The 21,518-nt window shown below is 54.2% G+C and carries 20 protein-coding genes; 8 read left to right on the top strand and 12 right to left on the bottom strand.

The window, feature by feature from the left end:
• Positions 1 to 7: 7 nt before the first annotated feature.
• From P2R09_RS15830 to P2R09_RS15810, 5 genes are all read right to left on the bottom strand, one after another.
• Positions 8 to 1,111 carry an extracellular solute-binding protein gene (locus P2R09_RS15830; protein WP_275771132.1) on the bottom strand — a complete coding sequence of 368 codons (1,104 nt, stop codon included), beginning with the start codon at positions 1,109 to 1,111 and terminating at the stop codon, positions 8 to 10.
• 31 nt (positions 1,112 to 1,142) lie between these two features.
• Positions 1,143 to 1,979 (bottom strand): ABC transporter permease, encoded by an 837-nt coding sequence (locus tag P2R09_RS15825; RefSeq protein WP_275771130.1) that lies wholly within the window; start codon positions 1,977 to 1,979, stop codon positions 1,143 to 1,145.
• Entirely contained in the window at positions 1,976 to 2,845 is an 870-nt protein-coding gene (locus P2R09_RS15820; RefSeq protein ID WP_275771128.1) for an ABC transporter permease subunit, read from the bottom strand. The genes P2R09_RS15825 and P2R09_RS15820 overlap by 4 nt, the downstream gene beginning before the upstream one ends.
• Positions 2,842 to 3,978, bottom strand: a complete 1,137-nt coding sequence (locus P2R09_RS15815) for an ABC transporter ATP-binding protein (protein WP_275771127.1) — start codon at positions 3,976 to 3,978, stop codon at positions 2,842 to 2,844. The genes P2R09_RS15820 and P2R09_RS15815 overlap by 4 nt, the downstream gene beginning before the upstream one ends.
• A gap of 255 nt (positions 3,979 to 4,233) precedes the next feature.
• Entirely contained in the window at positions 4,234 to 5,007 is a 774-nt protein-coding gene (locus P2R09_RS15810; protein WP_275771125.1) for an inositol monophosphatase family protein, read from the bottom strand.
• Between the two features lie 300 nt (positions 5,008 to 5,307).
• On the opposite strand from P2R09_RS15810, the gene P2R09_RS15805 reads away from it, so the two are divergent.
• Entirely contained in the window at positions 5,308 to 6,438 is a 1,131-nt protein-coding gene (locus tag P2R09_RS15805; RefSeq protein ID WP_275771123.1) for an ROK family transcriptional regulator, read from the top strand.
• 57 nt (positions 6,439 to 6,495) lie between these two features.
• On the opposite strand, the gene gorA is transcribed toward P2R09_RS15805, so the two are convergent.
• Complete coding sequence (gorA, locus tag P2R09_RS15800; RefSeq protein ID WP_275771121.1) at positions 6,496 to 7,848, bottom strand: glutathione-disulfide reductase; 1,353 nt, start codon at positions 7,846 to 7,848, stop codon at positions 6,496 to 6,498.
• A 128-nt stretch (positions 7,849 to 7,976) separates the two neighbouring features.
• Between gorA and rnz the strand changes: the two genes are divergently transcribed.
• Complete coding sequence (gene rnz / locus P2R09_RS15795) at positions 7,977 to 8,888, top strand: ribonuclease Z (protein ID WP_008926317.1); 912 nt, start codon at positions 7,977 to 7,979, stop codon at positions 8,886 to 8,888.
• Here rnz and P2R09_RS15790 read toward each other — a convergent pair.
• Entirely contained in the window at positions 8,885 to 9,703 is an 819-nt protein-coding gene (locus tag P2R09_RS15790) for a CPBP family intramembrane glutamic endopeptidase (RefSeq protein WP_275771118.1), read from the bottom strand. The two genes, rnz and P2R09_RS15790, sit on opposite strands and share 4 nt — an antisense overlap.
• A 6-nt stretch (positions 9,704 to 9,709) precedes the next feature.
• Complete coding sequence (locus P2R09_RS15785; RefSeq protein ID WP_140916345.1) at positions 9,710 to 10,552, bottom strand: 23S rRNA (adenine(2030)-N(6))-methyltransferase RlmJ; 843 nt, start codon at positions 10,550 to 10,552, stop codon at positions 9,710 to 9,712.
• A gap of 430 nt (positions 10,553 to 10,982) precedes the next feature.
• Here P2R09_RS15785 and prlC point away from each other — a divergent pair, with 430 nt between their 5' ends.
• Together prlC and rsmJ are read left to right on the top strand one after the other, a co-directional pair.
• Positions 10,983 to 13,025 carry an oligopeptidase A gene (gene prlC, locus P2R09_RS15780; protein ID WP_275771114.1) on the top strand — a complete coding sequence of 681 codons (2,043 nt, stop codon included), beginning with the start codon at positions 10,983 to 10,985 and terminating at the stop codon, positions 13,023 to 13,025.
• Positions 13,026 to 13,033: 8 nt separating this feature from the next.
• Positions 13,034 to 13,780, top strand: a complete 747-nt coding sequence (rsmJ, locus tag P2R09_RS15775; protein WP_275771111.1) for a 16S rRNA (guanine(1516)-N(2))-methyltransferase RsmJ — start codon at positions 13,034 to 13,036, stop codon at positions 13,778 to 13,780.
• Positions 13,781 to 13,836: 56 nt separating this feature from the next.
• Here the strand turns inward: rsmJ and uspA are convergent, their stop codons facing one another.
• Positions 13,837 to 14,274, bottom strand: coding sequence for a universal stress protein UspA (gene uspA / locus P2R09_RS15770; protein ID WP_003852123.1), 438 nt, complete (start codon positions 14,272 to 14,274; stop codon positions 13,837 to 13,839).
• Positions 14,275 to 14,688: 414 nt separating this feature from the next.
• Between uspA and uspB the strand changes: the two genes are divergently transcribed.
• On the top strand, positions 14,689 to 15,024 hold the full coding sequence (gene uspB, locus P2R09_RS15765) for a universal stress protein UspB (RefSeq protein WP_003852126.1): 336 nt from the start codon (positions 14,689 to 14,691) through the stop codon (positions 15,022 to 15,024).
• 37 nt (positions 15,025 to 15,061) lie between these two features.
• Here uspB and pitA read toward each other — a convergent pair whose 3' ends face one another.
• Positions 15,062 to 16,564 carry an inorganic phosphate transporter PitA gene (gene pitA / locus P2R09_RS15760; RefSeq protein ID WP_275771225.1) on the bottom strand — a complete coding sequence of 501 codons (1,503 nt, stop codon included), beginning with the start codon at positions 16,562 to 16,564 and terminating at the stop codon, positions 15,062 to 15,064.
• Between the two features lie 242 nt (positions 16,565 to 16,806).
• Here pitA and P2R09_RS15755 point away from each other — a divergent pair, with 242 nt between their 5' ends.
• On the top strand, positions 16,807 to 17,991 hold the full coding sequence (locus P2R09_RS15755; protein WP_275771106.1) for an NAD(P)/FAD-dependent oxidoreductase: 1,185 nt from the start codon (positions 16,807 to 16,809) through the stop codon (positions 17,989 to 17,991).
• 7 nt (positions 17,992 to 17,998) lie between these two features.
• On the opposite strand, the gene P2R09_RS15750 is transcribed toward P2R09_RS15755, so the two are convergent.
• Positions 17,999 to 18,985 carry an aldo/keto reductase gene (locus P2R09_RS15750; RefSeq protein ID WP_003852133.1) on the bottom strand — a complete coding sequence of 329 codons (987 nt, stop codon included), beginning with the start codon at positions 18,983 to 18,985 and terminating at the stop codon, positions 17,999 to 18,001.
• A 293-nt stretch (positions 18,986 to 19,278) separates the two neighbouring features.
• Between P2R09_RS15750 and P2R09_RS15745 the strand changes: the two genes are divergently transcribed.
• Positions 19,279 to 19,476 (top strand): hypothetical protein, encoded by a 198-nt coding sequence (locus P2R09_RS15745; RefSeq protein ID WP_003852137.1) that lies wholly within the window; start codon positions 19,279 to 19,281, stop codon positions 19,474 to 19,476.
• Between the two features lies 1 nt (position 19,477).
• Positions 19,478 to 20,305, top strand: coding sequence for a hypothetical protein (locus P2R09_RS15740; protein ID WP_275771102.1), 828 nt, complete (start codon positions 19,478 to 19,480; stop codon positions 20,303 to 20,305).
• Between the two features lie 54 nt (positions 20,306 to 20,359).
• On the opposite strand, the gene P2R09_RS15735 is transcribed toward P2R09_RS15740, so the two are convergent.
• A complete protein-coding gene (locus P2R09_RS15735; RefSeq protein ID WP_275771101.1) occupies positions 20,360 to 21,379 on the bottom strand; it encodes a LacI family DNA-binding transcriptional regulator in 1,020 nt (339 codons plus the stop codon).
• Positions 21,380 to 21,518: the final 139 nt, after the last annotated feature.

The raw sequence follows: 21,518 nt of genomic DNA, 5'->3' as shown, positions 1-21,518 counted from the left end.
CGCAGGTCTACCTGAGCAAAACCTGGTTAGAAAATTCGGTTCTGACTTCATCACCCAGCGGTTTTGGCATGAACTGGGTGCCATGGATACGCTCTTTGCTGTTGATCAGCCCGGCATCACGATTTACGTCTTTGTTTTGAGGCGTAATGCCATAAACCTGCTGAAACAGCCGTTGGGTGGCGGGCAGCGTCAGCCAGTGGATAAACAGCAACGCTGCCGCTTTATGGGGGGCGTTTACAGGTATTGCCACCATATTTCCGCCGCCGGGCATGCCGAAATCGGGGATATAGAGCCGGATCGTTTTCGGGACTTCACCGTGGTTTTCTAATCCCACCAGATAATCTTCCCAGGCGGGGACCAGCAGGAATTCACCGCTGACCAGCCGGGTGACGCTGTCGGCATTGGAGGCCGTAATGATGTAGTTGGGGCGCTGCTGTTTGAACCAGTTCCAGGCTGGCTGCAGAGCCGTCAGGCTTTTTAGATCCGCATCGCCTTTCGTGAAATCAAAACCCGGTACCAGTGTGCGCGTCACCGATTCAATGAAGGCCGGGCCGGATCCGCCGTTTTCAACGTTGAAGCCAAATTCCTGACGATGACGCTGCAGAAAGGCCGTAATCTGCGGCAGTGTTCGCGGTAACTCACTTTCTTTCAGGCGGCGCGAATCGTAGGCCAGACCGGTCTGGTTGCCCCAAAATGCCACGCCATAGCCTTTACTGTCCGTTCCCTCAATGGTGTAGTTCAGGGTTTTGCCTGCCGGCAGCAGTGTATTAATCGGGCCAAAAAACGTTTTCTGAGGTGATACGGTCCCGAAGGCCCCGCCGCCAATCGAAAACAGATCAATGTCACCCGAATCCCGTCCCCGGTCTGCCATGAGTTTATTAATATTGCCCTGAAGTGTGCCTTCAGACAGGGTAACGTTAATACCGTACTGTTTTTCAAACAGGCTGACCTGCTCTTTTAAACGGTCCTGGTAATACCATTGATACCAGGTTAATTCCCCCTCTTTTTTCGCCTGTTCGACAATCTGTTCCCAGTTCATCGTGGTTAAATCCTGAGCCTGGCTACAATAAGCCCCAGCCAGCAATAATATTGCAGCAACGAGTCTGAACATATGTTTCCCCAATAACGCGAATTAAAGACTGTCAGCCTTTTCCTGCAAAGGCGGCGACAGGATTTCTTGTCAGTAATTTTTCTGCAATCAGCATTAAAATGACATTTGGCACAACCAGCATTAAAGAAATAACCGCCGCATTGGGTCGAATAAAGTTATAACCCAGATAAGAATAGAGAATGGCAGGGACGGTAATAAAATCGGGTGAGCCAACAATGAAACTTATGGCGAACTCTTCTATTGATAACGTAAAAACAATAATTAATGCGGCAAATATTCCCGGTCTGATGGTAGGCAGGCAGGCGACTAAAAAACGGTTTATCAGCGAAGCGCCCATATCCCGTGCCGCATCAAGCGTGTCCTGGCGTATCTGCGAAAACGACAGGGTCAGAATGCGCACGGCATAAGGCATCAGGATAATAATATGCCCCAGCAAAATGCCGCCAAATCGGCTGTGGATGCCCGCCACGTTAAGCAACATGGAAAAAAACAGTGCCACGACAAAGCCCGGAACGATAAGCGGCAATAAGATCGCATTCTGTAAAAAATGTTTGCCCGTAAACGACATTCTGCCAAACGCCCACGCGGCAGGCAGAGACAGCATCAGCGTGCAGACGGAGACGGTTGCCGCCAGTAAATAGCTGTTCCTGAGCGCCTGCGGTAACGCGGTCGTGGTCCATACTTCCACCCAACGGCCCAGTGAGAGAACCGGCGGCAGGGCATCTGGCCATGCCCACGGATGGGTTTTATCGACCAGTGACCACAGGACGGTCAACATAAAGGGAATGACCAGCCACAGCATAAACAGGGCGGTGATAATGATCATCATGACGATTCGCAGCGGGGATAAGGTCTCTCTGGCTTTCATGATCGCTGTTCTCCGGCTTGTTGTAGCCACTTCGCCAGGGCGGCAAGTACGACTGCACCGACAAAAGCCGCCAGCATTAAAATCACGGCAACAACCGCGGCAAGATTCCAGCCCTGGGCGCTGATTTCGGGGAAGCGCAGCATGTATTGCGAAAGAGAGAACACGCTGGTCGGCCCCGCAACGACCTGGAATGAAAAGTCACCTAATGCACCGATGAAAATCAGCACCAGCGACACCTGAACGGACTTGATAGATAAAGGCAGAATGATCTGTAACAGCCGGGCAGCTCTGCCGGCACCCAAATCCCGTGCGGCATTAAAAATTTCGTCACCAATCGCGCGCAGGCTGCCGGTAATAATCAGCAGCGCATAGGGAAGCTGTTTCCAGACCTGCAAAATAATTACGCCAGCTCCCCAGCGGTCATTTTGCATCCTGATGGGGTGAGAGATGATCCCCAGCTTCAGCAAGCCCAGGTTAATAAAACCCTGCCAGGAAATCAGATTGATAAACAGCAGCGCGGCAACCAGTCCGTGCACCATCAGCGGGGCTTTAAGTAAACCGCCCATCAGCATTGAGCCGGGAAAGGGCTTTCTCAGCCACAGAGCCAGCGGGAGCGCCAGCGCGACGGACAGAACGGCACTGATGACGCCAATTTTGAGTGAGTAGCCTGTCGCGCGCCAAAGCTGACTGTCGTTCAGGATGGTTTGCCAGTACTGAAGTGTGAAATGCGCCGGCGCGCCAAAATTAAACAGGCCAACGGACTGCGCCAGCGCCATGATGACAATCAGCACCAGCGTCAGCACGACCGGCGCGACGGCAGGCAAAACCAGCAGCCAGCCAAGCCTGTTGCGGTTGCGCATTTTCATGAACAGCTTTCCTGTAAAAAACGGATTCTGTCTGGCGCAATGGAGAAGTTAACCCGATCACCTTCCTGTATGGGGTTTTTGCCGACCAACTGGATACACCACTGATAGTCTGTTTCTTCATGCCCAATCGGATGAACCTGGAGTTCAGAAATATTGCCAAGAAAACTCACGGCACCGATCTCAAAAGCCCGGGTGTTTTTCCCCGTGTCCTGTTCGCTCAGCAGGGCATCCTCAGGACGCCAGAAGGTATAGACCTTGTCCGAGACGGGCGGCTGGTGACTGTGTATTTCCATTTCGCCCATGACACACGCAATACGATAAATACCGCTGCTGCTGTCTCCGTCCAGTACGCGGGCTTCCATCACGTTAGCCTGACCGACAAAACCGGCGACAAAGCGGTTTACCGGCGAATAATAGATCTCATCCGGCGTACCGATTTGTTCGATCTTTCCGGCATTCATGACCACCACAACGTCAGACATCGACAGGGCTTCTGCACGGTCATGGGTAACATAAATGGCGGTAAATCCATGGGAGCGCTGAAGTTGTCTGATCTCCAGTCGTACCTTGTCGCGTAATTTGGCATCCAGATTTGACAGCGGCTCATCAAACAACACGATTTCCGGACGCACAGCCAGCGCTCTGGCAAGCGCCACGCGCTGCTGCTGACCACCGGATAACTGCGCCGGCAGTTTAGGCAAATGCGCATTGAGTGATACCTGAGCAGCGGTCTGCGCTACGCGATCGTGAATGTCCGTTTTTGCCATCTTCATCTGCCTGAGGCCAAAACCGATATTTTCAGCAACGGATAGGTGAGGAAAAAGCGCATAGGACTGAAAGCACATCGCCGTGTCGCGATGTTCAGGTTTGACATGATGCATGTCCTGCTGGTGGATCAGTACTTCGCCACTATCAAGACTGTAAAAGCCGGCAATGACTTTAAGCAGCGTGGTTTTGCCACAGCCAGAGGGGCCAAGCAGGGAAACAAATTGCCCTTTTTTGGCCTGCAGTGAAATGCCGTTCAGCGCGACAAAATCGTCAAATGTCAGCATGGCATTGTGGATTTCTAGCGTGTTCACGTGGTCTGCTCCGTCATAAAATGCCAGGGATTTCTTAATTAATGCGAGATGCATAATAATTTGGCGTAGGGAATTGAAGCAATTTCAGAGAGGTTAAGAATTTATTAAGTTTTTAAAACCTATATATAACAGGCTAATGTAAGGTTTATTTGAAATCGTATGTTTAACGCGCTAATTATTTTAATGCATTGTGATTAATATTAAGTTCAGAGGGTTAAGATGCTCTCACAGAGCGCGCACAGCGGGCAGGACAGCGGGGAAACGCTGTCCTGAAATGCAGTGATAAGGTTAGTCCGGGGAAATGCGTGGTCAGGCAGGCGTAAAACGAGGATAAGGGATAAACCGGGCGGAAAGGCGGTTCATTTCGGGCGTGCCGACACTCACATGTGTGCTGCTTTTTTCCTGTGTGCCGGCAAGATGCGCATCCAGTCCCGCCGCTTTACAGAGGGCATAGCCCGCAGAAACGTCCCACATGCTGCTAAAACATTCCTGATAACCGTCGACGTAACCCAGCACGCTAAAGGTTAAACCGACGGTGGCACAGCGATAGCGCACAACATTCCAGCCGTCGTCCCGATAGGCCTTTTCAATACAGAGCTGATGGGTGAAATCCCATGATGGACTGTCGCCAATCGCCACGGTTTTAAGCCCCCCGGCGATCACAGGCCGTTCAAAGGGTTCACCATTCAGATAAACACCTCTCTCTTTGCCACCGCTCAGCATGAGGTTTAAAACGGGATGGACGATCACGCCCATAACCGGCTCACCATCCTGCACATAGCCAACAGAAATCCCCCACAATGACGATCCGCGCAGGAAGTTACTGGTCCCATCAATAGGATCTACAGACCAGTAGCTGGCGCTGAGCTCACCGCCATGCTCTTCACCGATAACAGGATCCTGTGGGAAATGATCTTCCAGACGCTGCCGGATCAGATTTTCCACTTCCCGATCGGCTTCACTGAAGACATCCTGCGGCCTTTTTTCGCAGACCTCTAATTCACTCAGCTGTCTGAAATAGTCCAGAGCCAAAAGTGAAGCCTCTTGTGCGATACGTTCAGCAACCTTTAAGCGTGTTTCCATTGTTTACCTGATGCATAAAAAGAAGCGTGTGTTTGCAGGCAAAACCCAGTGCACAGTGAAAATACCCATCCGGACATCAGGCTCGCTTTTAATATAATGCTAACTGCATGATATTAGAGTGTCTCTCTGCTATGTTTCACTATTATGATGCTTTTATGATCGCGATAAGCAGGGCAGGAGAGGCTGAAAATCAGCACATTTTACGAAAACGTAAAGGCAGGGCCCTTTACTATTCGTCATGCATAAAAGCATGCTAGGGTATTAACAGAACCCATTATTAAATATGGTGAGGAGAACGCTGTGGTTCATGGATATTCCGCTGGTCATGATGTCGAACTTAATCGCAGTGAAAAACTCATTCTGGAGCTTGTCCGCCGTAACGATGGCATTTCCCGCTCCTCACTGGTTTCGCAAACCATTCTGAATCAGTCATCTGTTCACCGTATTGTTGATACGCTGACCGAAAATGGCCTTCTCAGCCTGGGGGAATCGCCGTCCCAGGGAAGAGGCAAGCCCAGCCCGTCGTTATCACTGAATGCGAATGCACGTTATGGTTACGGTATCTCTATTAACTCAGACAGTGTTGCCGCCAGCCTGATTAATTTCCGGGGCGGTATTACAGAATACTGCGTACTGGATACGCATCCGCGCGACCCTGCCCGTACCTTACTCAATATCAAACATCACTATCTGGATACCTTAAAACAATACGGTATTTCGCCAGAAAAAGTCTGTGGTGTGGGATACAGCATGGCGGGCTTTCTTTATGATTCCCGAAAGTATTTCAATCCGCCTGAACCTTTAAAAAACTGGATGGGGATCGATCTGCGTCGTGAAATTACCATGTTATTTGATCGACCGGTATGGATTGAAAATAACGCCACGACGGCGGCGCACGCTGAAGCCTTTTTAGGCGCCGGGCTGAAATACGATACGTTTGGTTATCTCTCTTTTAATTATGGATTCGGCGGTGGCATCGTGATTAACGGTAAACCGTTCCAGGGTGCATTTGGTAATGCGGGGGAGATCAGCCGTATTTTTACGCCGGAAGAGGGCAAGCTGCGGCCGGCTCTGGGGATCCTGATCGATCGGTTACGTCACGGCGGTATTGAAATTAAAGATATTCGCGATCTCAATCATAAATTCGATCCGGCCTGGCCGATTGCGCAACAGTGGGTAGAAGAGGTAACGCCAAACCTGCATCGGGCAATGGATGCCATGAATGCGGTGATCGATCCCGCGGCCATTATCTTAGGAGGCGAAATTCCCCGGAAGCTGGGCGAAATGTTCTTAGCCATGCCGCGGACATGTTCGGGTAAACGCTGGGACATTTCTGCGGAATATCCGGATATTCTGCTAAGCACCATTGAGGGAGACAGTTCGGCACTGGGCGCGGCACTGACGCCGTTGCGGGAAACCTATTTTAATTAAGGCCGTTACCCGCAGAACAACGTTTCAGCGGGTAACGGATGCGCATGAGGTGAGTTACTAGCGCATTGTCACAAATTCTTCCGCTGCGGTCGGGTGGATCGCCACGGTGTTATCGAAGTCTTTCTTGGTCGCACCCATTTTCAGTGCCACGGCGAAGCCCTGCAGCATCTCATCCATGCCGAATCCGATGCCGTGAATGCCAACAATCTTCTCATCGGCACCCACACAGACCAGCTTCATGCGGCACGGCTGGCGATGCTGGGTGACTGCGGTGTACATGGCGGTGAACGACGATTTGTAGACCTTCACCTGGTCATCGCCATACTGTTCGCGCGCCTGTGGCTCAGTCAGTCCCACGGTACCAATCGGTGGATGGCTGAATACAACGGTCGGAATATTGCTGTAATCCAGATGCTCGTCCGGTTTGTTGTTAAACAGACGCTCAGAGAGACGACGGCCTGCGGCAACCGCCACCGGTGTCAGCTCAACCGCACCGGTATTATCACCCACAGCATAAATGCCTGACACATTGGTGTTCTGGAACTTGTCGACATTGATATAGCCTTTGTCGTTCAGCGCCACGCCCGCAGCTTCGATGTTGAGGTTATCGTTGGCTGGCTCACGGCCAATCGCCCAGACCAGGCAATCAACGGTATATTCACTGCCGTTCTCCAGCTGCAGCGTCAGGCTGCCATCGCTGTTTTTAATCACAGCTTTTGGAATGGATTCGGTGTGCAGCGCCGGGCCTTCCGTGTTCATCACTTCGACCAGCGTCTCGGTGAGCAGTGGATCGAAGCTGCGCAGCGGCGCATGTTTACGCACGAACAGGTGGGTTTCCGATCCCAGCGCATTTACCACGCCGGCCAGCTCGACCGCGATGTAGCCCGCGCCGATCACGGCGGTGCGTTTTGGCAGGGCATCCAGTTCGAAGAAGCCATCGGAATCAATGCCGTACTGCGCACCCGGAATATTGGGGTGAACCGGACGACCGCCGGTGGCGATCAGAATATGGTTAGCCGTAATAATCTCGCCGTTAACTTCAACGCTGTGCGCATCGACAAAGCGGGCAAAACCTTTGATCACTTCAACCTTGTTCTTACCCAGCACGTTGTCGTAAGAGTTATGGATGCGGTCGATGTAGGCGCTGCGGTTTTTCACCAGTGTGGCCCAGTCGAAGCGATTCACCGTGGTGTCAAAGCCATAATCCGGCCCGTAGAGATGGATAGCTTCGGCGATTTGTGCAGCGTGCCACATGATTTTTTTCGGCACGCAACCCACGTTTACGCAGGTGCCGCCCAGCTCTTTTGCTTCAATCAGGGCACATTTCTGGCCATACATAGCTGCACGGTTAATTGAGGCGATGCCGCCGCTGCCGCCGCCAATGGCGAGATAATCGAAATGTCGGGTCATTGAAGTATCCATCCGGTTGCATAAAAAATTGGGGTTGAGTGTAACGCTGGAGGTCGAAATGACGCAAAGTTTGCGCCTATGATTGTAATAGGGTTCTGTTTTTTCACTCGCTTACAGGGAAGCATACCATGCACCTTACTTTTCTTGGCACCGGCGGCGGTGCTCCCAGCCTGCAACGTAACGTGACCTCCATTGCTTTTACCCGCGCGCTGAGTGGTGAAACCTGGCTGTTTGACTGCGGGGAAGGCACGCAATTACAGTTTATGCGCTCGAGCCTGAAACCGGGCAAGCTGGACAAGATTTTTATCACCCATCTGCATGGCGATCATATTTTCGGGTTGCCGGGATTACTCACCAGCCGGTCGATGGCTGGCCTGACCTCACCGATGACGGTCTATGGCCCTAAAGGATTAAAGACCTTTGTTGAGACGGCGCTGTCGATCAGTGGCTCCTACACCGACTATCCGCTGAGCCTTGTTGAGATTGAGGCGGGCTGGACGCTGGATGACGGTGAGTTTCGTATCAGTGCCTGGCCGCTGAGCCATCCGGTGGCGTGTTTTGGCTATCGCATTGAACAGCACGATAAACCCGGCCTGCTGGATGCCGCGCGGCTGAAAGCGGAAGGCGTGCCCCGTGGCCCGTGGTTCCAGCAGCTGAAACAGGGGGAATGTGTGACGCTGGAAGATGGGCGGGTAATCAACGGCGCTGACTACCTTGGCCCGGCGACACCCGGCAAAAAGCTGGCTATTTTTGGCGATACCGCACCGACCGACGTCGCGTTGCAACTGGCGGCGGATGTTGACCTGATGGTGCATGAAACCACGCTGGAGGCGGCGATGATGGAGAAAGCCAACGGACGCGGGCACTCCACCACCCTGCAGGCCGCCGACGTGGCAAAACGCGCCGGGGCAAAGCGACTGATCGCCACCCATTTCAGCTCCCGCTATCTGGCAAAGGATATGAGCCGCCTGCTGGCGGAGTGCCAGACGATTTTCCCCCGCACCGAGCTGGCCTCGGATCTGGCCGTATTCACTGTTTAGTGATGCAGTGCCGGATAGGTAAAGAATAGCAGATGGGTGAGGTTAAGGGCAAAGTGCAGGGCGGTCGCCAGCCATAACCGGCCGCTCCAGTGCCACGCCAGACCGTAAATCAGCCCGGCCAGGGAGGCGAATACCACCAGCAGCACGCCGCCCTGGATATGTGCCAGCCCAAACAGCAGCGAGCAGATCAGCAGCGCGGGCATCCCTCCCAGCGCCTCTCTCAGCCGCTGTTGCAGATAGCCCCGGAACAGCGCCTCTTCGGCCAGCGAGACAAAGAACAGATTCGCCAGCATAAACGCGGGCAGCCACGGTGGATTGTGAAGCTCGAAAGCCAGGCCACCCAGCAGCACGGCGCTACACAGCAGCAGCGGCACGGCAGCGATTAACGTCAGTGCGGCAATCCACGGATAACGCGGCGGACAGGCACGAGCGCGGAACAGTGTCGGCAGGCAGGCCAGCAGCACAAAGGGGATCAGCGCTTTATCGGCGTTGAAGGAGAAACTGAACGGCAGGCTCCGGGCACCCGTCTGCACCTCATCGACCTGGAGGGGATTGTTAAAGCCAGGGAAAAGATGGAGAAACAAGCCCAGCGAAATCAGCACCAGTAGCGCTTCGCTCAGGATTTGCTGGCGGGAACGGATCGGGTCAAAGCGGCGCAGCGCGACCAGTGCGGCGATCCCGCCCAGCAGCGGCAAGACCGGCCAGGTCAGAACCTGATGATAAAATCCCAGCAGCGCGGCGAGCGCTAACAGCAATAGCGCCAGCCGCCGGGCGGGTTGCAGGGCTCCCAGCGCACCTGCCAGCAGAATCCACATGAGGATTTATTCAGGAACGATCTGATTTACCGCATAGTGACCCGTTCCGGTCGGGACCAGTTTCTTGTGCAGCCATGGCAACAGGGTATTCATCTGATCGGCCAGTTTCCACGGTGGGTTAATCACGATCATGCCAGAGGCCGTCATGCCGCGCTGATCGCTGTCCGGACGGGCCGCCAGTTCGATCTGCAGAATATTGCGGATGCCGGTTGCTTCCAGGTCGCGCAGCATGTGTTTGATCTGCTGGCGTAACACCACCGGATACCACAGTGCAAAGACGCCGGTGCCAAAGCGTTTATGGCCTTCCTGAATGCCTTTCACTACCGCCTGGTAGTCGCTTTTCATCTCATACGGCGGATCAATTAGCACCAGACCGCGACGCGACGGCGGTGGCAGTTTCGATTTTAACTGCTGATAACCGTCGGCACGATCGACGCGCGCGCGGTTATCTTTGCTGAATTCGTTACGCAGCAGCGGATAGTCGCTGGAGTGCAGCTCAGTGAGTTGCAGCTTGTCATCTTCACGCAGCAGATGACGGGCGATCAGCGGCGAGCCGGGATAGTAGCGCAGCGTGCCACTGCGGTTCAGCGCACGAATCGCATCAAAATAGGGCTGCAGCAATTCCGGCGCATCGGGCTGCTGCCAGATACGGGAGATGCCTTCCAGATATTCACCGGTACGCTCGGCGTGCTCGCCGCTCAGCTGGTAGCGACCTGCGCCTGCATGGGTATCCAGGTAGAAAAACGGTTTCTCTTTCTCTTTCAGCGCCGTGATGATCAGGCTCAGAACGGTGTGCTTCAGCACGTCGGCGTGGTTGCCAGCATGGAAGCTATGGCGATAACTCAGCATTGTTTATCCTGTTGAATGTATAAGGTTTTAATTGATGGAAAATCAATTTATACCAATTATTACCCCACGTATTACCCACAGAACGACGCACAGCAACCGACGCAGGAAAAGCATGAGAATCGGCGATTATATCAGGGATGACCCGCTGATGGGCCAGAAGCGTGATAACAAATCGGGATTGCAGAGTGCGGTTCAGGGTGACGAGTTGGGTTTGTGGTTTCCGGGCGGGTAAACCGGCCGCAAAATCTGCCCGGCGCGCCCGCCAGGATTTCAGGCATCAGACAAAAGCAGGCATCTTCCGTGCGATGATCCGCGCGTTTCTTCCCCACCTCATCCTGGCTGCCATTGATTTTCGCTACACTAAGCCGCATGTTACTTAGATTGCGTTGCGCGACCCGCTGCGCCCCATACATCTCTAAAGGACTGCGCTATGACCAATCCGCTACTGACATCTTTTACGCTTCCCCCTTTTTCTGCCATCCAGCCTGAACATGTTGTTCCTGCCGTGATGGAAGTGCTGAGCCAATGCCGCGCAGAAGTCGAAAAAGTTGTGGCGCACGGTGCGCCCTATACCTGGGATAATCTGGTTCAGCCGCTGGCGGAAACCGACGATCGTCTGAGCCGTATTTTCTCACCGGTCAGCCATCTGAATGCGGTAAAAAACAGCCCGGAACTGCGTGAAGCCTATGAGCAGACATTGCCGCTGCTCTCTGAATACAGCACCTGGGTCGGTCAGCATGAAGGCCTCTATCAGGCGTATCGCAATCTCAAAGAGGGTGATCAGTACGCGGCTCTGGATCTGGCGCAGAAGAAAGCGGTCGATAACGCCCTGCGTGATTTTGAACTCTCTGGTATTGGCTTGCCAAAAGATAAACAGCAACGCTATGGCGAAATCGCCGCGCGTCTCTCTGAGCTGGGTTCGGCTTACAGCAACAATGTGCTCGATGCCACCATGGGCTGGAGCAAGCTGATCACCGATGAAAGCGAGCTGGCCGGTATGCCGGAAAGCGCCATGGCGGCAGCGAAAGCCCAGGCTGAAGCCAAAGAGCAGGACGGCTGGCTGCTGACGCTGGATATCCCAAGCTATCTGCCGGTCATGACTTACTGCGACAACGCGGCGCTGCGTGAAGAGATGTATCGCGCCTATGCAACGCGTGCCTCCGATCAGGGTCCGAATGCCGGTAAGTGGGATAACGGACCTATCATGGCGGAAGAGCTGGCGCTGCGTCACGAGCTGGCACAGCTGCTGGGCTTCGACTCCTACGCCGATAAATCACTGGCGACCAAAATGGCGCAAAGCCCGTCTCAGGTGATCGACTTCCTGAATGACCTGGCTGAACGCGCCCGTCCGCAGGGTGAAAAAGAGCTGGAGCAACTGCGCGCCTTCGCCCAAAAAGAGCATGGCGTCACTGAACTGAATCCGTGGGATCTCACCTATTACGGCGAAAAGCAGAAGCAGCATCTCTATACCATCAGCGATGAGCAACTGCGTCCTTACTTCCCGGAAGAGCGTGCGGTCGCCGGTCTGTTTGAAGTGGTGAAGCGCATTTATGGCATCAGCGCGAAGCAGCGTACTGACGTTGAGGTTTACCATCCGGACGTGAAGTTCTTCGATCTGTTCGATGAAACCGGCGAACTGCGCGGCAGCTTCTATCTCGATCTCTACGCCCGCGAGCACAAACGTGGCGGGGCGTGGATGGATGACTGCGTGGGCCAGATGCGTAAAGCCGATGGCAGCCTGCAGAAACCGGTCGCTTACCTGACCTGTAACTTTAACCGTCCGGTGAAAGGCAAACCTGCGCTGTTCACCCATGACGAAGTGATTACTCTGTTCCATGAATTTGGTCACGGCCTGCACCACATGCTGACCCGCATTGAAGCGCCTGGCGTCTCCGGTATCAGCGGTGTGCCATGGGATGCGGTCGAACTGCCAAGCCAGTTTATGGAAAACTGGTGCTGGGAACCGGATGCGCTGGCGTTTATCTCGGGTCACTTTGAGACTGGCGAACCGCTGCCGAAAGAACTGCTGGATAAAATGCTGGCGGCGAAGAATTATCAGGCCGCGCTGTTTATCCTGCGTCAGCTGGAGTTCGGCCTGTTCGATTTCCGTCTGCACACCGAGTTTAATCCGGAAAAGGGCGCGCAGATTCTTGAAACCCTGCGCGAAGTGAAAAGCCGCGTAGCGGTCGTTCCGAGTCCGGAATGGGGCCGTTTCCCGCACGCCTTCAGCCACATCTTTGCCGGTGGCTATGCGGCGGGTTACTACAGCTATCTGTGGGCAGACGTGCTGGCTGCGGATGCCTATTCCCGCTTCGAAGAAGAGGGGATCTTCAACCGTGAAACCGGTCAATCCTTCCTGGATAACATCCTGACGCGTGGCGGTTCTGAAGAGCCGATGGAGCTGTTCAAACGCTTCCGCGGTCGTGAACCGCAGCTCGATGCGATGCTGGAACATTACGGCATTCAGGGATAAGTCAGTTTGTGAAAATCTGTTTGCTCGATGAATCAGGCGCCGGAGACGGCGCCTTATCACGTTTAGCGCAGCGCTGGCAGCTGGAGCACGATGAAGATGCGCTGCTGGCGCTGGTGCAGACCTCAACGCACCTGGAACTGCGTAAACGTGATGAGCCTAAGCTGGGCGGTATTTTTGTTGATTTCGTCACCGGCGCAATGGCGCATCGCCGTCGTTTCGGCGGTGGACGCGGCGAAGCTGTCGCCAAAGCCGTCGGTATTAAAGGCGGTTATCTGCCGGATGTGGTGGATGCGACGGCAGGGCTGGGACGTGATGCGTTTGTGCTGGCCGCACTCGGCTGCCGGGTGCGGATGCTGGAGCGCCATCCGGTGGTGGCTGCCCTGCTTGAAGATGGTCTGCAGCGCGGTTATCAGGATGCGGAAATTGGCCCGTGGCTGCGCGAACGCCTGACGCTGATTCACGCGGCCAGCGCGCAGGCCCTGGGCGATATTACGCCGCAGCCAGATGTGGTCTATCTCGATCCGATGTATCCCCATCGCCAGAAAAGTGCACTGGTGAAAAAGGAGATGCGGGTGTTTCAGTCGCTTGTCGGGCCGGATGAAGATGCGGATGCGTTACTGGAACCGGCTCGTCGACTGGCGAAGAAACGCATTGTGGTCAAACGACCAGACTATGCACCGCCGCTGGCGGGTGTCGTGACACAGGCGGCTGTGGTCACCAAAAGCCATCGCTTTGATATCTACCCACCGCTTTGAACGTATAAAAAAAGCCGGCGTCGCGCCGGCTTTATTCATTTCGTTAAGCGTCTGAATTACGCCTCGTCTTCATCACGCAACGGCACAATCAGCATGTCGATATGCACGGTATTGATCAACTGACGGGCTGAGGACATCAGCTTGCTCCAGAAATCCTGATGATGACCACACACCACCAGGTCAACGTCATATTTCTTAATCGCATCAACCAGAACCTGGCCGAGGTCGCCACTGCCGCTCAGTGTCTCACTGATCGGATAGCCCGCCGCATCTGACAACCCTTTCAGTGCGGCATGCGTCTCTTCAGAAATACGCTTCTGCATATCCCCTAAGTTGACATCAATCAGGCCGGTGTAGAGGTCAGAATAATTCACATCAACGTGAATCAGAGAAATTCTGGCATCGTAGGGACGCGCCAGCGAGACAGCCTTATCCACCAGCAACTGGCTTTCGGGAGAAAGGTCTACTGCAATCAGGATGTGTTTATAAGCCATGATAAAACTCCTTTCACGAGATTAAGGATGGCATCCGGTGTCCCTGCCGCGTCACAGCTTAGCGAAGTCCCTTGCGCGAGCGGGCGATGAGCGCCACCAAAGTGTCAACCTGCGTTGCAGGTGATGATGTTGTTATAGTCTGAGTATAGCCTTCTCTCATTGTAAATGCTGCTGTTGCCGTCTGGCTTATGAATAAGATCAAGGCTATGCCAGATTTACTCGCGCTGAACGAAAATCATCGTTGGAAAAAATGTAAAGAATTCTCCTACACTGAGAAAAGGCGGTCCGGTTCGCAGCCGCTCAGGGGGTCGAAAATTTTCGCAGTCCGGAGATTCAGTGGCTGGTTTTTTCTGCAGGCGGATTCAGTGCCAGACACTGAGTCCGTTGCTGCGATTCCAGCTGGGAGGGGGGAATATGATCAGCACTATTGCGCTTTTCTGGGCTCTTTGTGTGGTGTGTATCGTGAATATGGCGCGCTATTTTTCATCTTTGCGTGCGCTACTGGCGGTATTACGGGGTTGTGATCCACTGCTGTATCAGTATGTCGATGGGGCGGGGTTTTTCACCTCTCACGGTCAGCCGAGTAAACAGGTGCGGCTGGTCACTTATATCTGGGCAAAACGCTATCTTGATCACCATGACGATGAGTTTATCCGGCGCTGTGAGCGGGTGCGGGGACAGTTTGTTCTGACCAGTGCGCTGTGTGGGCTGGTGGTTATCAGTCTGGTGGCGCTGGCGATCTGGCATTAAAAAAGGGCGACTTGCGTCGCCCTTTTGTCAGCTGGCATCACACCAGTTTTAAGGCAATCCAGTAGAGTGAGCCTGACAGCAGAATACAAACCGGCAGGGTGAAGATCCACGCCATGGCGATATTCTTGATAGTTCGGCTCTGCAATCCGCCACCGTCGACCAGCATGGTACCGGCCACCGATGAAGAGAGGATATGCGTGGTAGAGACGGGCATGCCGGTATAGCTGGCAATACCAATCGACAGCGCTGCTGTCACCTGTGCTGACATTCCCTGCGCATAGGTCATGCCTTTTTTACCAATCTTCTCACCGATGGTGGTGGCAACACGACGCCAGCCAATCATAGTACCGGTGCCCAGCGCCAGCGCCACGGCCATGATAATCCAGATAGGCGCGTACTCGATGGTGCCAAGCAGGTCGCTTTTCAGCTTATTGAGGAAGCGTTTGTCATCTGGCGTGGTTTCCTGCAGACGGGCCGCTTTATCGGCGGTGTCTGAGATACACAGCAGCAGACGACGCATCTGACCACGCTGATCAACTGTCAGCTGATCGTAGCTCTGCAGATTGTTCAGCAACACCTGCGCACGCTGTACTGCCTGCAATGCTCGCGCGCTGTCACAGTGAAACTCCTGCGGGCTGGTTGCCGGCACTTCTTCCGGTGTTGGCAACTTAGGCGGTGCCATCTGGATGATATGCGTCAGCGAGGCGTTGTGCTGCTGGTAATACTGTTCCAGGTGGTTGACCGCATCACGGGTGCGCGTGATGTCATAACCGGAGGCGTTCATATTCACGACGAAACCAGCCGGCGCCACGCCAATCAGGACCAGCATGATCAGGCCAATGCCCTTCTGGCCGTCATTCGCACCGTGCGAATAGCTCACGCCAATTGCCGAAACAATCAGGGCGATACGGGTCCAGAACGGCGGCTTTTTCTTGCCGTCGATCTTTTCGCGGTCAGCAGGCGTCATATGAATACGCGCACGCTTTTTGGTATTACTCCAGTAGCGACGCAGAATAAAGATTAACCCGCCCGCCATCACCAGGCCGACAATCGGCGACAGGATCAGAGAAAGAAAGATGTTCAGGACTTTCGGAATGTTGAGTGCATCAACCACCGAGGTTCCGCTCATCAGGGCGTTGGTCAGACCGATACCGATAATCGCGCCGATCAGTGTATGGGAGCTGGAGGCCGGCAGACCGAGATACCAGGTGCCGAGGTTCCAGATAATCGCCGCCAGCAGCATAGAAAACACCATGGCGAGACCGTGAGCCGATCCAACATTCAGCAACAGATCGGTGGGAAGCATATGAACAATAGCGTAGGCAACACTCAATCCACCGAGTAGTACGCCAAGGAAGTTGAATACACCCGCCATGACCACAGCAAGCTGGGCACGCATGGCACGCGTATAGATGACCGTCGCAACTGCGTTGGCCGTGTCGTGGAAACCGTTGATTGCTTCGTAAAACAATACAAACAGCAGGGCAAGAACCAATAACAGGCTAGTACTGAGGTCTAGACCAGCAAACAGATGTAGCATAAACGTTACGCCATTTTTGGAGGACATGAACGCGGCGCATTATCCGCGACAACGTGCTGTATGGGAAAGGAAAATATAGCGCTAATTTAACCTTTCTTCGCAGAGCGAAAGGGTTACTCAGTGAAAAAGGGTTAGATATTAGACAGATACAATATGACACATTTACGGCAATTTTTTGACGCTGGCGTCCGGGTGAGCAGATCACTACAATCTGCGCCTTTCCAGTTAAGTGAGTGAACGCAGTGGAACAGTTTGACGTTATCATCATTGGTGCCGGAGCCGCAGGGCTGTTCTGTGCCGCCCAGGCCGGGCAGCGGGGACTGAGCGTGTTACTGCTGGATAACGGCAAAAAGCCAGGCCGCAAGATTCTGATGTCGGGCGGTGGCCGCTGCAACTTCACCAATCTCTACACTGACCCGGCGGCGTATCTGTCGCACAATCCTCATTTCTGTAAATCCGCGCTGGCGCGTTATACCCAGTGGGATTTTATCGATCTGGTTAATCGCCACGGTATCGCCTGGCATGAAAAAACCCTGGGCCAGCTCTTCTGTGACGACTCTGCCCAGCAAATTGTCGATCTGCTGCTGGCCGAATGTGACAAGGGCAACGTCGCCCTGCGACTGCGCAGTGAAGTGCTCAGTGTTGAGCGCGATGAAAGTGGCTACACCCTGCAACTCAACGGCAGTACGGTTCAGGCGAAGAAGCTGGTGATTGCCAGTGGTGGTCTGTCGATGCCAGGCCTGGGTGCCACGCCGTTTGGCTACAAAATTGCAGAGCAGTTTGGTCTGAATGTGTATCCGACCCGGGCGGCTCTGGTGCCCTTTACGCTGCATAAGCCACTGCTGGAGCAGTTGCAGACGCTGTCAGGCGTTGCGCTGGACACCACCATCGATGCGCAGGATGGTACCCGCTTTAAAGAGGCGATGCTGTTTACTCACCGTGGGCTCTCCGGACCTGCGGTATTGCAAATCTCCAGCTACTGGCTGCCCGGCGAATTTGTCACCATCGATCTGTTACCCGCTACGCCGCTTGAGGCGTTTCTGACGGCGCAGCGTGAAGCGCATCCGAATCTCAGCCTGAAAAACAGTCTGGCGAAAATCCTGCCGAAGCGTCTGGTGGAAGTATTGCAGGCACTAAAAGTGGTGCCGGATATCACCCTGAAACAGCTCAACAGCAAACAGCAAACTGAACTGGCGCAGACGCTGCATGCCTGGCGCATTCAGCCAAACGGCACTGAGGGGTATCGGACCGCTGAAGTGACGCTGGGCGGCGTAGACACCACGCAGCTCTCCTCGAAAACCATGGAGGCGCGCGCGGTGCCGGGGCTGTACTTTATTGGTGAAGTGGCCGATGTCACCGGCTGGCTGGGGGGATATAACTTCCAGTGGGCCTGGAGTTCCGCCTGGGCGTGCGCCCAGGCGTTGTAACGCGCGTTTACCAGCGCTGATGCACGTGCGGCGCAATCTTCTCCTGATAGATCTGCTTCAGCGCCGCCATCGTATCCTCAGAGAGCGCATCGACGTCGCTGGCGCGGGCATTGGCTTCAGCCTGCTCGCGATTTTTCGCGCCAGGAATGACCACGCTGACATCTTCGTTCATCAGGATCCAGCGCAGTGCAAACATCGCCATGGTGGTGTCGCCCGTAACAAAGCGGCGAATCTCCTCTACCGCCTCCAGTGCCACCTCATAAGGCACGCCGGAGAAGGTCTCGCCTTTATCAAACGCTTCGCCATTACGGTTAAAGGTGCGATGGTCGTCAGCGGCAAACACGCTGTCAGCGCGCATTTTGCCGGTCAGCAGGCCTGAAGCCAGCGGCACACGGGCAATGATCGCCACATCACGGCGTTTCGCTTCACGCAACAGCAGTTCCGCCGGACGCTGACGGAAAATGTTGTAGATCAGCTGAATCGACGAGACGTTTGGAAATGCCAGCGCTTTCAGGCCTTCCTCGACTTTCTCAACGGAGACGCCGTAGTGACGGATTTTTCCGGCGGCGACCATCTCATCCATCACCGCAAACACGTCCGGGTTGTAGTAAACCTCCGTCGGTGGGCAATGCAGCTGCACCAGATCCAGCGTGTCGGTCTGCAGATTTTCCCGTGAGCGATCGATAAAGGCGTTGAGGTTTTCGGCGTTGTAGCCTTCAGCCACGTGCGGTGACAGGCGACGCCCCAGCTTAGTGGCCACAAACGGGCGTTCACCGCCGCGCTGATTCAGCACCTCTGCAATAATTTTTTCGGAGCGGCCATCGCCATAGACATCGGCGGTATCAATAAAGGTGATGCCTGCATCCAGCGCAGCATTCAGCGCGGCTTTGGCATCCTCCATGCTCACTTCTCCCCAGGTTCCGCCAATGGCCCATGCGCCAAAGCCAATTTCAGAGACGCGCTGACCGGTACGGCCCAGTGTTCGTTGTTTCATGCAAACCTTCCTCGATGCGTTTCAGACAGGGTGACAGAAAAGGGCTAACCATTGAGCTTAGCCTTTTCCGCCGGTGAGGTGAGCCAGCGTTATTGCAGACCAGACGAGTCTGAACAGGATGTTTTTGACGGCAGGCTGCTGGTTACGTTGAAGATTTCTGCGGAAATCGGCTTTTAACAGGCGATTGCCGCTTCGCTAATTTATTGATTTTAAGAAATTTCACCCGAAATTAAACAGGCGAGAGTGTCGATTCGGTCACATACTTCACTTTTCAGGCCAACAATGGGATCGCTATGTTCAAATTTATTAAGTCGGTCTTTGCCAGTCCCGATAAGTTTCTGCAGATTATGACCCGTCAGGATATCAACGACTCAATTGCTGAAGGTGAGCGCATCATTATTGATGAGAACGGCAATATTTCAGTCAACACGCTGAGCGAGGAAGTCCACGAAGATTTTGCCCGGCACGTGAATACCTTAAAGGGAGTATAAGGTGGGTACCGCAATATTTATGGTGTTAATGGTGAGTGGTTACTGGTACACCAGCCGCGATTTAAATAGCCGCTTTAAAATCCGTCGCTCGTCGGGCTGGGATGTCTATTTCCTGGTGGCGCTCTACGGCTGTATTTTTGTTCTGCAGGGTGTCTTCGCCACCGGCATCATCTGGTTGGTACTGCTCTGTATCTCCGGCATCGCGAATGCCGTCCAGATGATCCCCGGCGTGCATCTGAAGTGGCAGGTCGAGTTTATGAACTGGAGTTTCCTGGGGATTCAGGCACCAGTTGTGATCATGCTCGCTTTTGCCATTCTGCTCTGCCTGTATCGCTCAAACTGGGCGGGCAGTGCACGGCTGAACGTATCGGGCCGTAAAGACCTTTATCAGCAACTGTCACGCTCCAACGGCGTGGAACAACTGCTGTTTCAGTGCATGGAAGAGGGCGAACTCGCGTGGATTACGATGAAGTCGCGCCGCATTTACATCGGCATGATTCATGCCTCGACGTTTGAATATGAGAGCACCAAAAACATCGTGCTGATCCCGATGCTCAGCGGATACCGCGACAGCAAAACACTGAAGCTGGCGGTGGAACATAACTACAGCAAGTGGTACGCCGAGCATGACATCACGCTCGACTCGAAACCCAAAGATGCGATGTCATTCCGCAAAGTGATCATGGTTGACCAGATCGAGAGTCTGTCACTGTTTGATCCCGCCAGTGCTGCCGCACTTTCAATGGGGCATCCGCAGGAAGTGGAGAAGAGTCAGGGTAGTGACGACGCGGACAGCCCGGACGATAAAAGCCGCGATGCAGCGGGTTAAAAGCTCGATCGGTTTCCCCTGATGATGTGACATCATCAGGGGAAACCGATCCCCTCACGTCATATTTTCCGCCGTAAACAGCCTGAACGCGACTTTTCCCGCCTGATACACATCCGGTTGAGAGCCGGTTTCCAGATGACTTAGCATCAAATCAATCGCCAGCCGGGCATGTTGTTGAGCATGCTGATCCAGGGTGAATGCCACTTCATCATTTATCAGTAGCTTACGTGTCACATCATAAAGTTCATGAGTGATATAGGTGCATTTACCCAGCAACTGGTGGGCGCGTAGTGTGTCGCTGACAACAGTATTGCCCATGCCAGTGTTGTAGACCCCTGCAATCATCTGCGACGGTTGCAGGTTGCGGGCCAGCACGCTGCGGATTGTCTCCCGCTGATCCTGACCCGACAGCACCTCACGCAGATGACGCTGGGGGGCGCGCTGCGCCATGGCCTCCCGGAATCCGTCAATGCGCTGACGGTGGGCGCGATAATCGAAGCGGCCACTGACCATTAGAATGTCGCCGGGCTGATTCACCGTTTTACTCATCAGTAATCCCGCGGTGCGTCCGGCCTGATACTGGTCAATGCCGACATGACATAAGCGGTCGGCATCAGGCAGATCGGTAACGATGGTAATCACCGGCACATTGCGGCTGCGGCACAGCGCTAGCGCCCGGTAGATGGGCGGTGAATCATGTGCAAAGACAATGATGCCGTCGCGCGTGCTGCTGCGGGCGATAATACTTTGCGCCAGCTGCTCAGGCTGTGCCTCGGCCACCAGAGTTTTATGCAGTTTCAGGCGACGATAGCCAAGCTGGCTGGCGACTTCGCTGAAATGGGTAGTAAGCTGCTGAAAAAAGGAGGAGCCGTTATTACTGAGGAACACCTCAATTTGCCAGGGATGCTGGTACTCTTCTGGCAGCAGACGCTTCAATCCCACTTCGCGCGCGGCTTTCAGGACTTTACGGCTGGTCTCCAGTGACACGCCGCCGCGTTCGTTCAGCACACGATCGACCGTCGCAATCCCGACACCCGCCATTTTTGCCACCACCTCTAAGGTGAGCTTTTTCATTCAGACTCCACGGGAAAAATGGCGATTAACTGCTGCCTGCCAGACTATTTATCTCTTCTAACCGGTTAAAAGTAAAAGATAAAGCAATTTAATGATGGAAAACCATCATCAGCGTTGTGCCGCAAGGTTTTTACCGACC

It is taken from the genome of Pantoea sp. Cr_R13 (assembly GCF_029222565.1).
In the GTDB taxonomy this organism is placed as follows: Bacteria; Pseudomonadota; Gammaproteobacteria; order Enterobacterales; family Enterobacteriaceae; genus Pantoea; species Pantoea eucalypti.
This window is presented reverse-complemented; position numbering and strand designations above follow the sequence as displayed.

Bases quoted from the DNA above. Each gene is read 5' to 3' on its own strand.
- P2R09_RS15830 (WP_275771132.1), bottom strand. From the start codon at position 1,111: ATGTTCAGACTCGTTGCTGCAATATTATTGCTGGCTGGGGCTTATTGT.
- P2R09_RS15825 (WP_275771130.1), bottom strand. From the start codon at position 1,979: ATGAAAGCCAGAGAGACCTTATCCCCGCTGCGAATCGTCATGATGATC.
- P2R09_RS15820 (WP_275771128.1), bottom strand. From the start codon at position 2,845: ATGAAAATGCGCAACCGCAACAGGCTTGGCTGGCTGCTGGTTTTGCCT.
- P2R09_RS15815 (WP_275771127.1), bottom strand. From the start codon at position 3,978: ATGCATCTCGCATTAATTAAGAAATCCCTGGCATTTTATGACGGAGCA.
- P2R09_RS15810 (WP_275771125.1), bottom strand. From the start codon at position 5,007: ATGGAAACACGCTTAAAGGTTGCTGAACGTATCGCACAAGAGGCTTCA.
- gorA (WP_275771121.1), bottom strand. From the start codon at position 7,848: ATGACCCGACATTTCGATTATCTCGCCATTGGCGGCGGCAGCGGCGGC.
- rnz (WP_008926317.1), top strand. From the start codon at position 7,977: ATGCACCTTACTTTTCTTGGCACCGGCGGCGGTGCTCCCAGCCTGCAA.
- P2R09_RS15790 (WP_275771118.1), bottom strand. From the start codon at position 9,703: ATGTGGATTCTGCTGGCAGGTGCGCTGGGAGCCCTGCAACCCGCCCGG.
- P2R09_RS15785 (WP_140916345.1), bottom strand. From the start codon at position 10,552: ATGCTGAGTTATCGCCATAGCTTCCATGCTGGCAACCACGCCGACGTG.
- prlC (WP_275771114.1), top strand. From the start codon at position 10,983: ATGACCAATCCGCTACTGACATCTTTTACGCTTCCCCCTTTTTCTGCC.
- uspA (WP_003852123.1), bottom strand. From the start codon at position 14,274: ATGGCTTATAAACACATCCTGATTGCAGTAGACCTTTCTCCCGAAAGC.
- uspB (WP_003852126.1), top strand. From the start codon at position 14,689: ATGATCAGCACTATTGCGCTTTTCTGGGCTCTTTGTGTGGTGTGTATC.
- pitA (WP_275771225.1), bottom strand. From the start codon at position 16,564: ATGCTACATCTGTTTGCTGGTCTAGACCTCAGTACTAGCCTGTTATTG.
- P2R09_RS15750 (WP_003852133.1), bottom strand. From the start codon at position 18,985: ATGAAACAACGAACACTGGGCCGTACCGGTCAGCGCGTCTCTGAAATT.
- P2R09_RS15745 (WP_003852137.1), top strand. From the start codon at position 19,279: ATGTTCAAATTTATTAAGTCGGTCTTTGCCAGTCCCGATAAGTTTCTG.
- P2R09_RS15735 (WP_275771101.1), bottom strand. From the start codon at position 21,379: ATGAAAAAGCTCACCTTAGAGGTGGTGGCAAAAATGGCGGGTGTCGGG.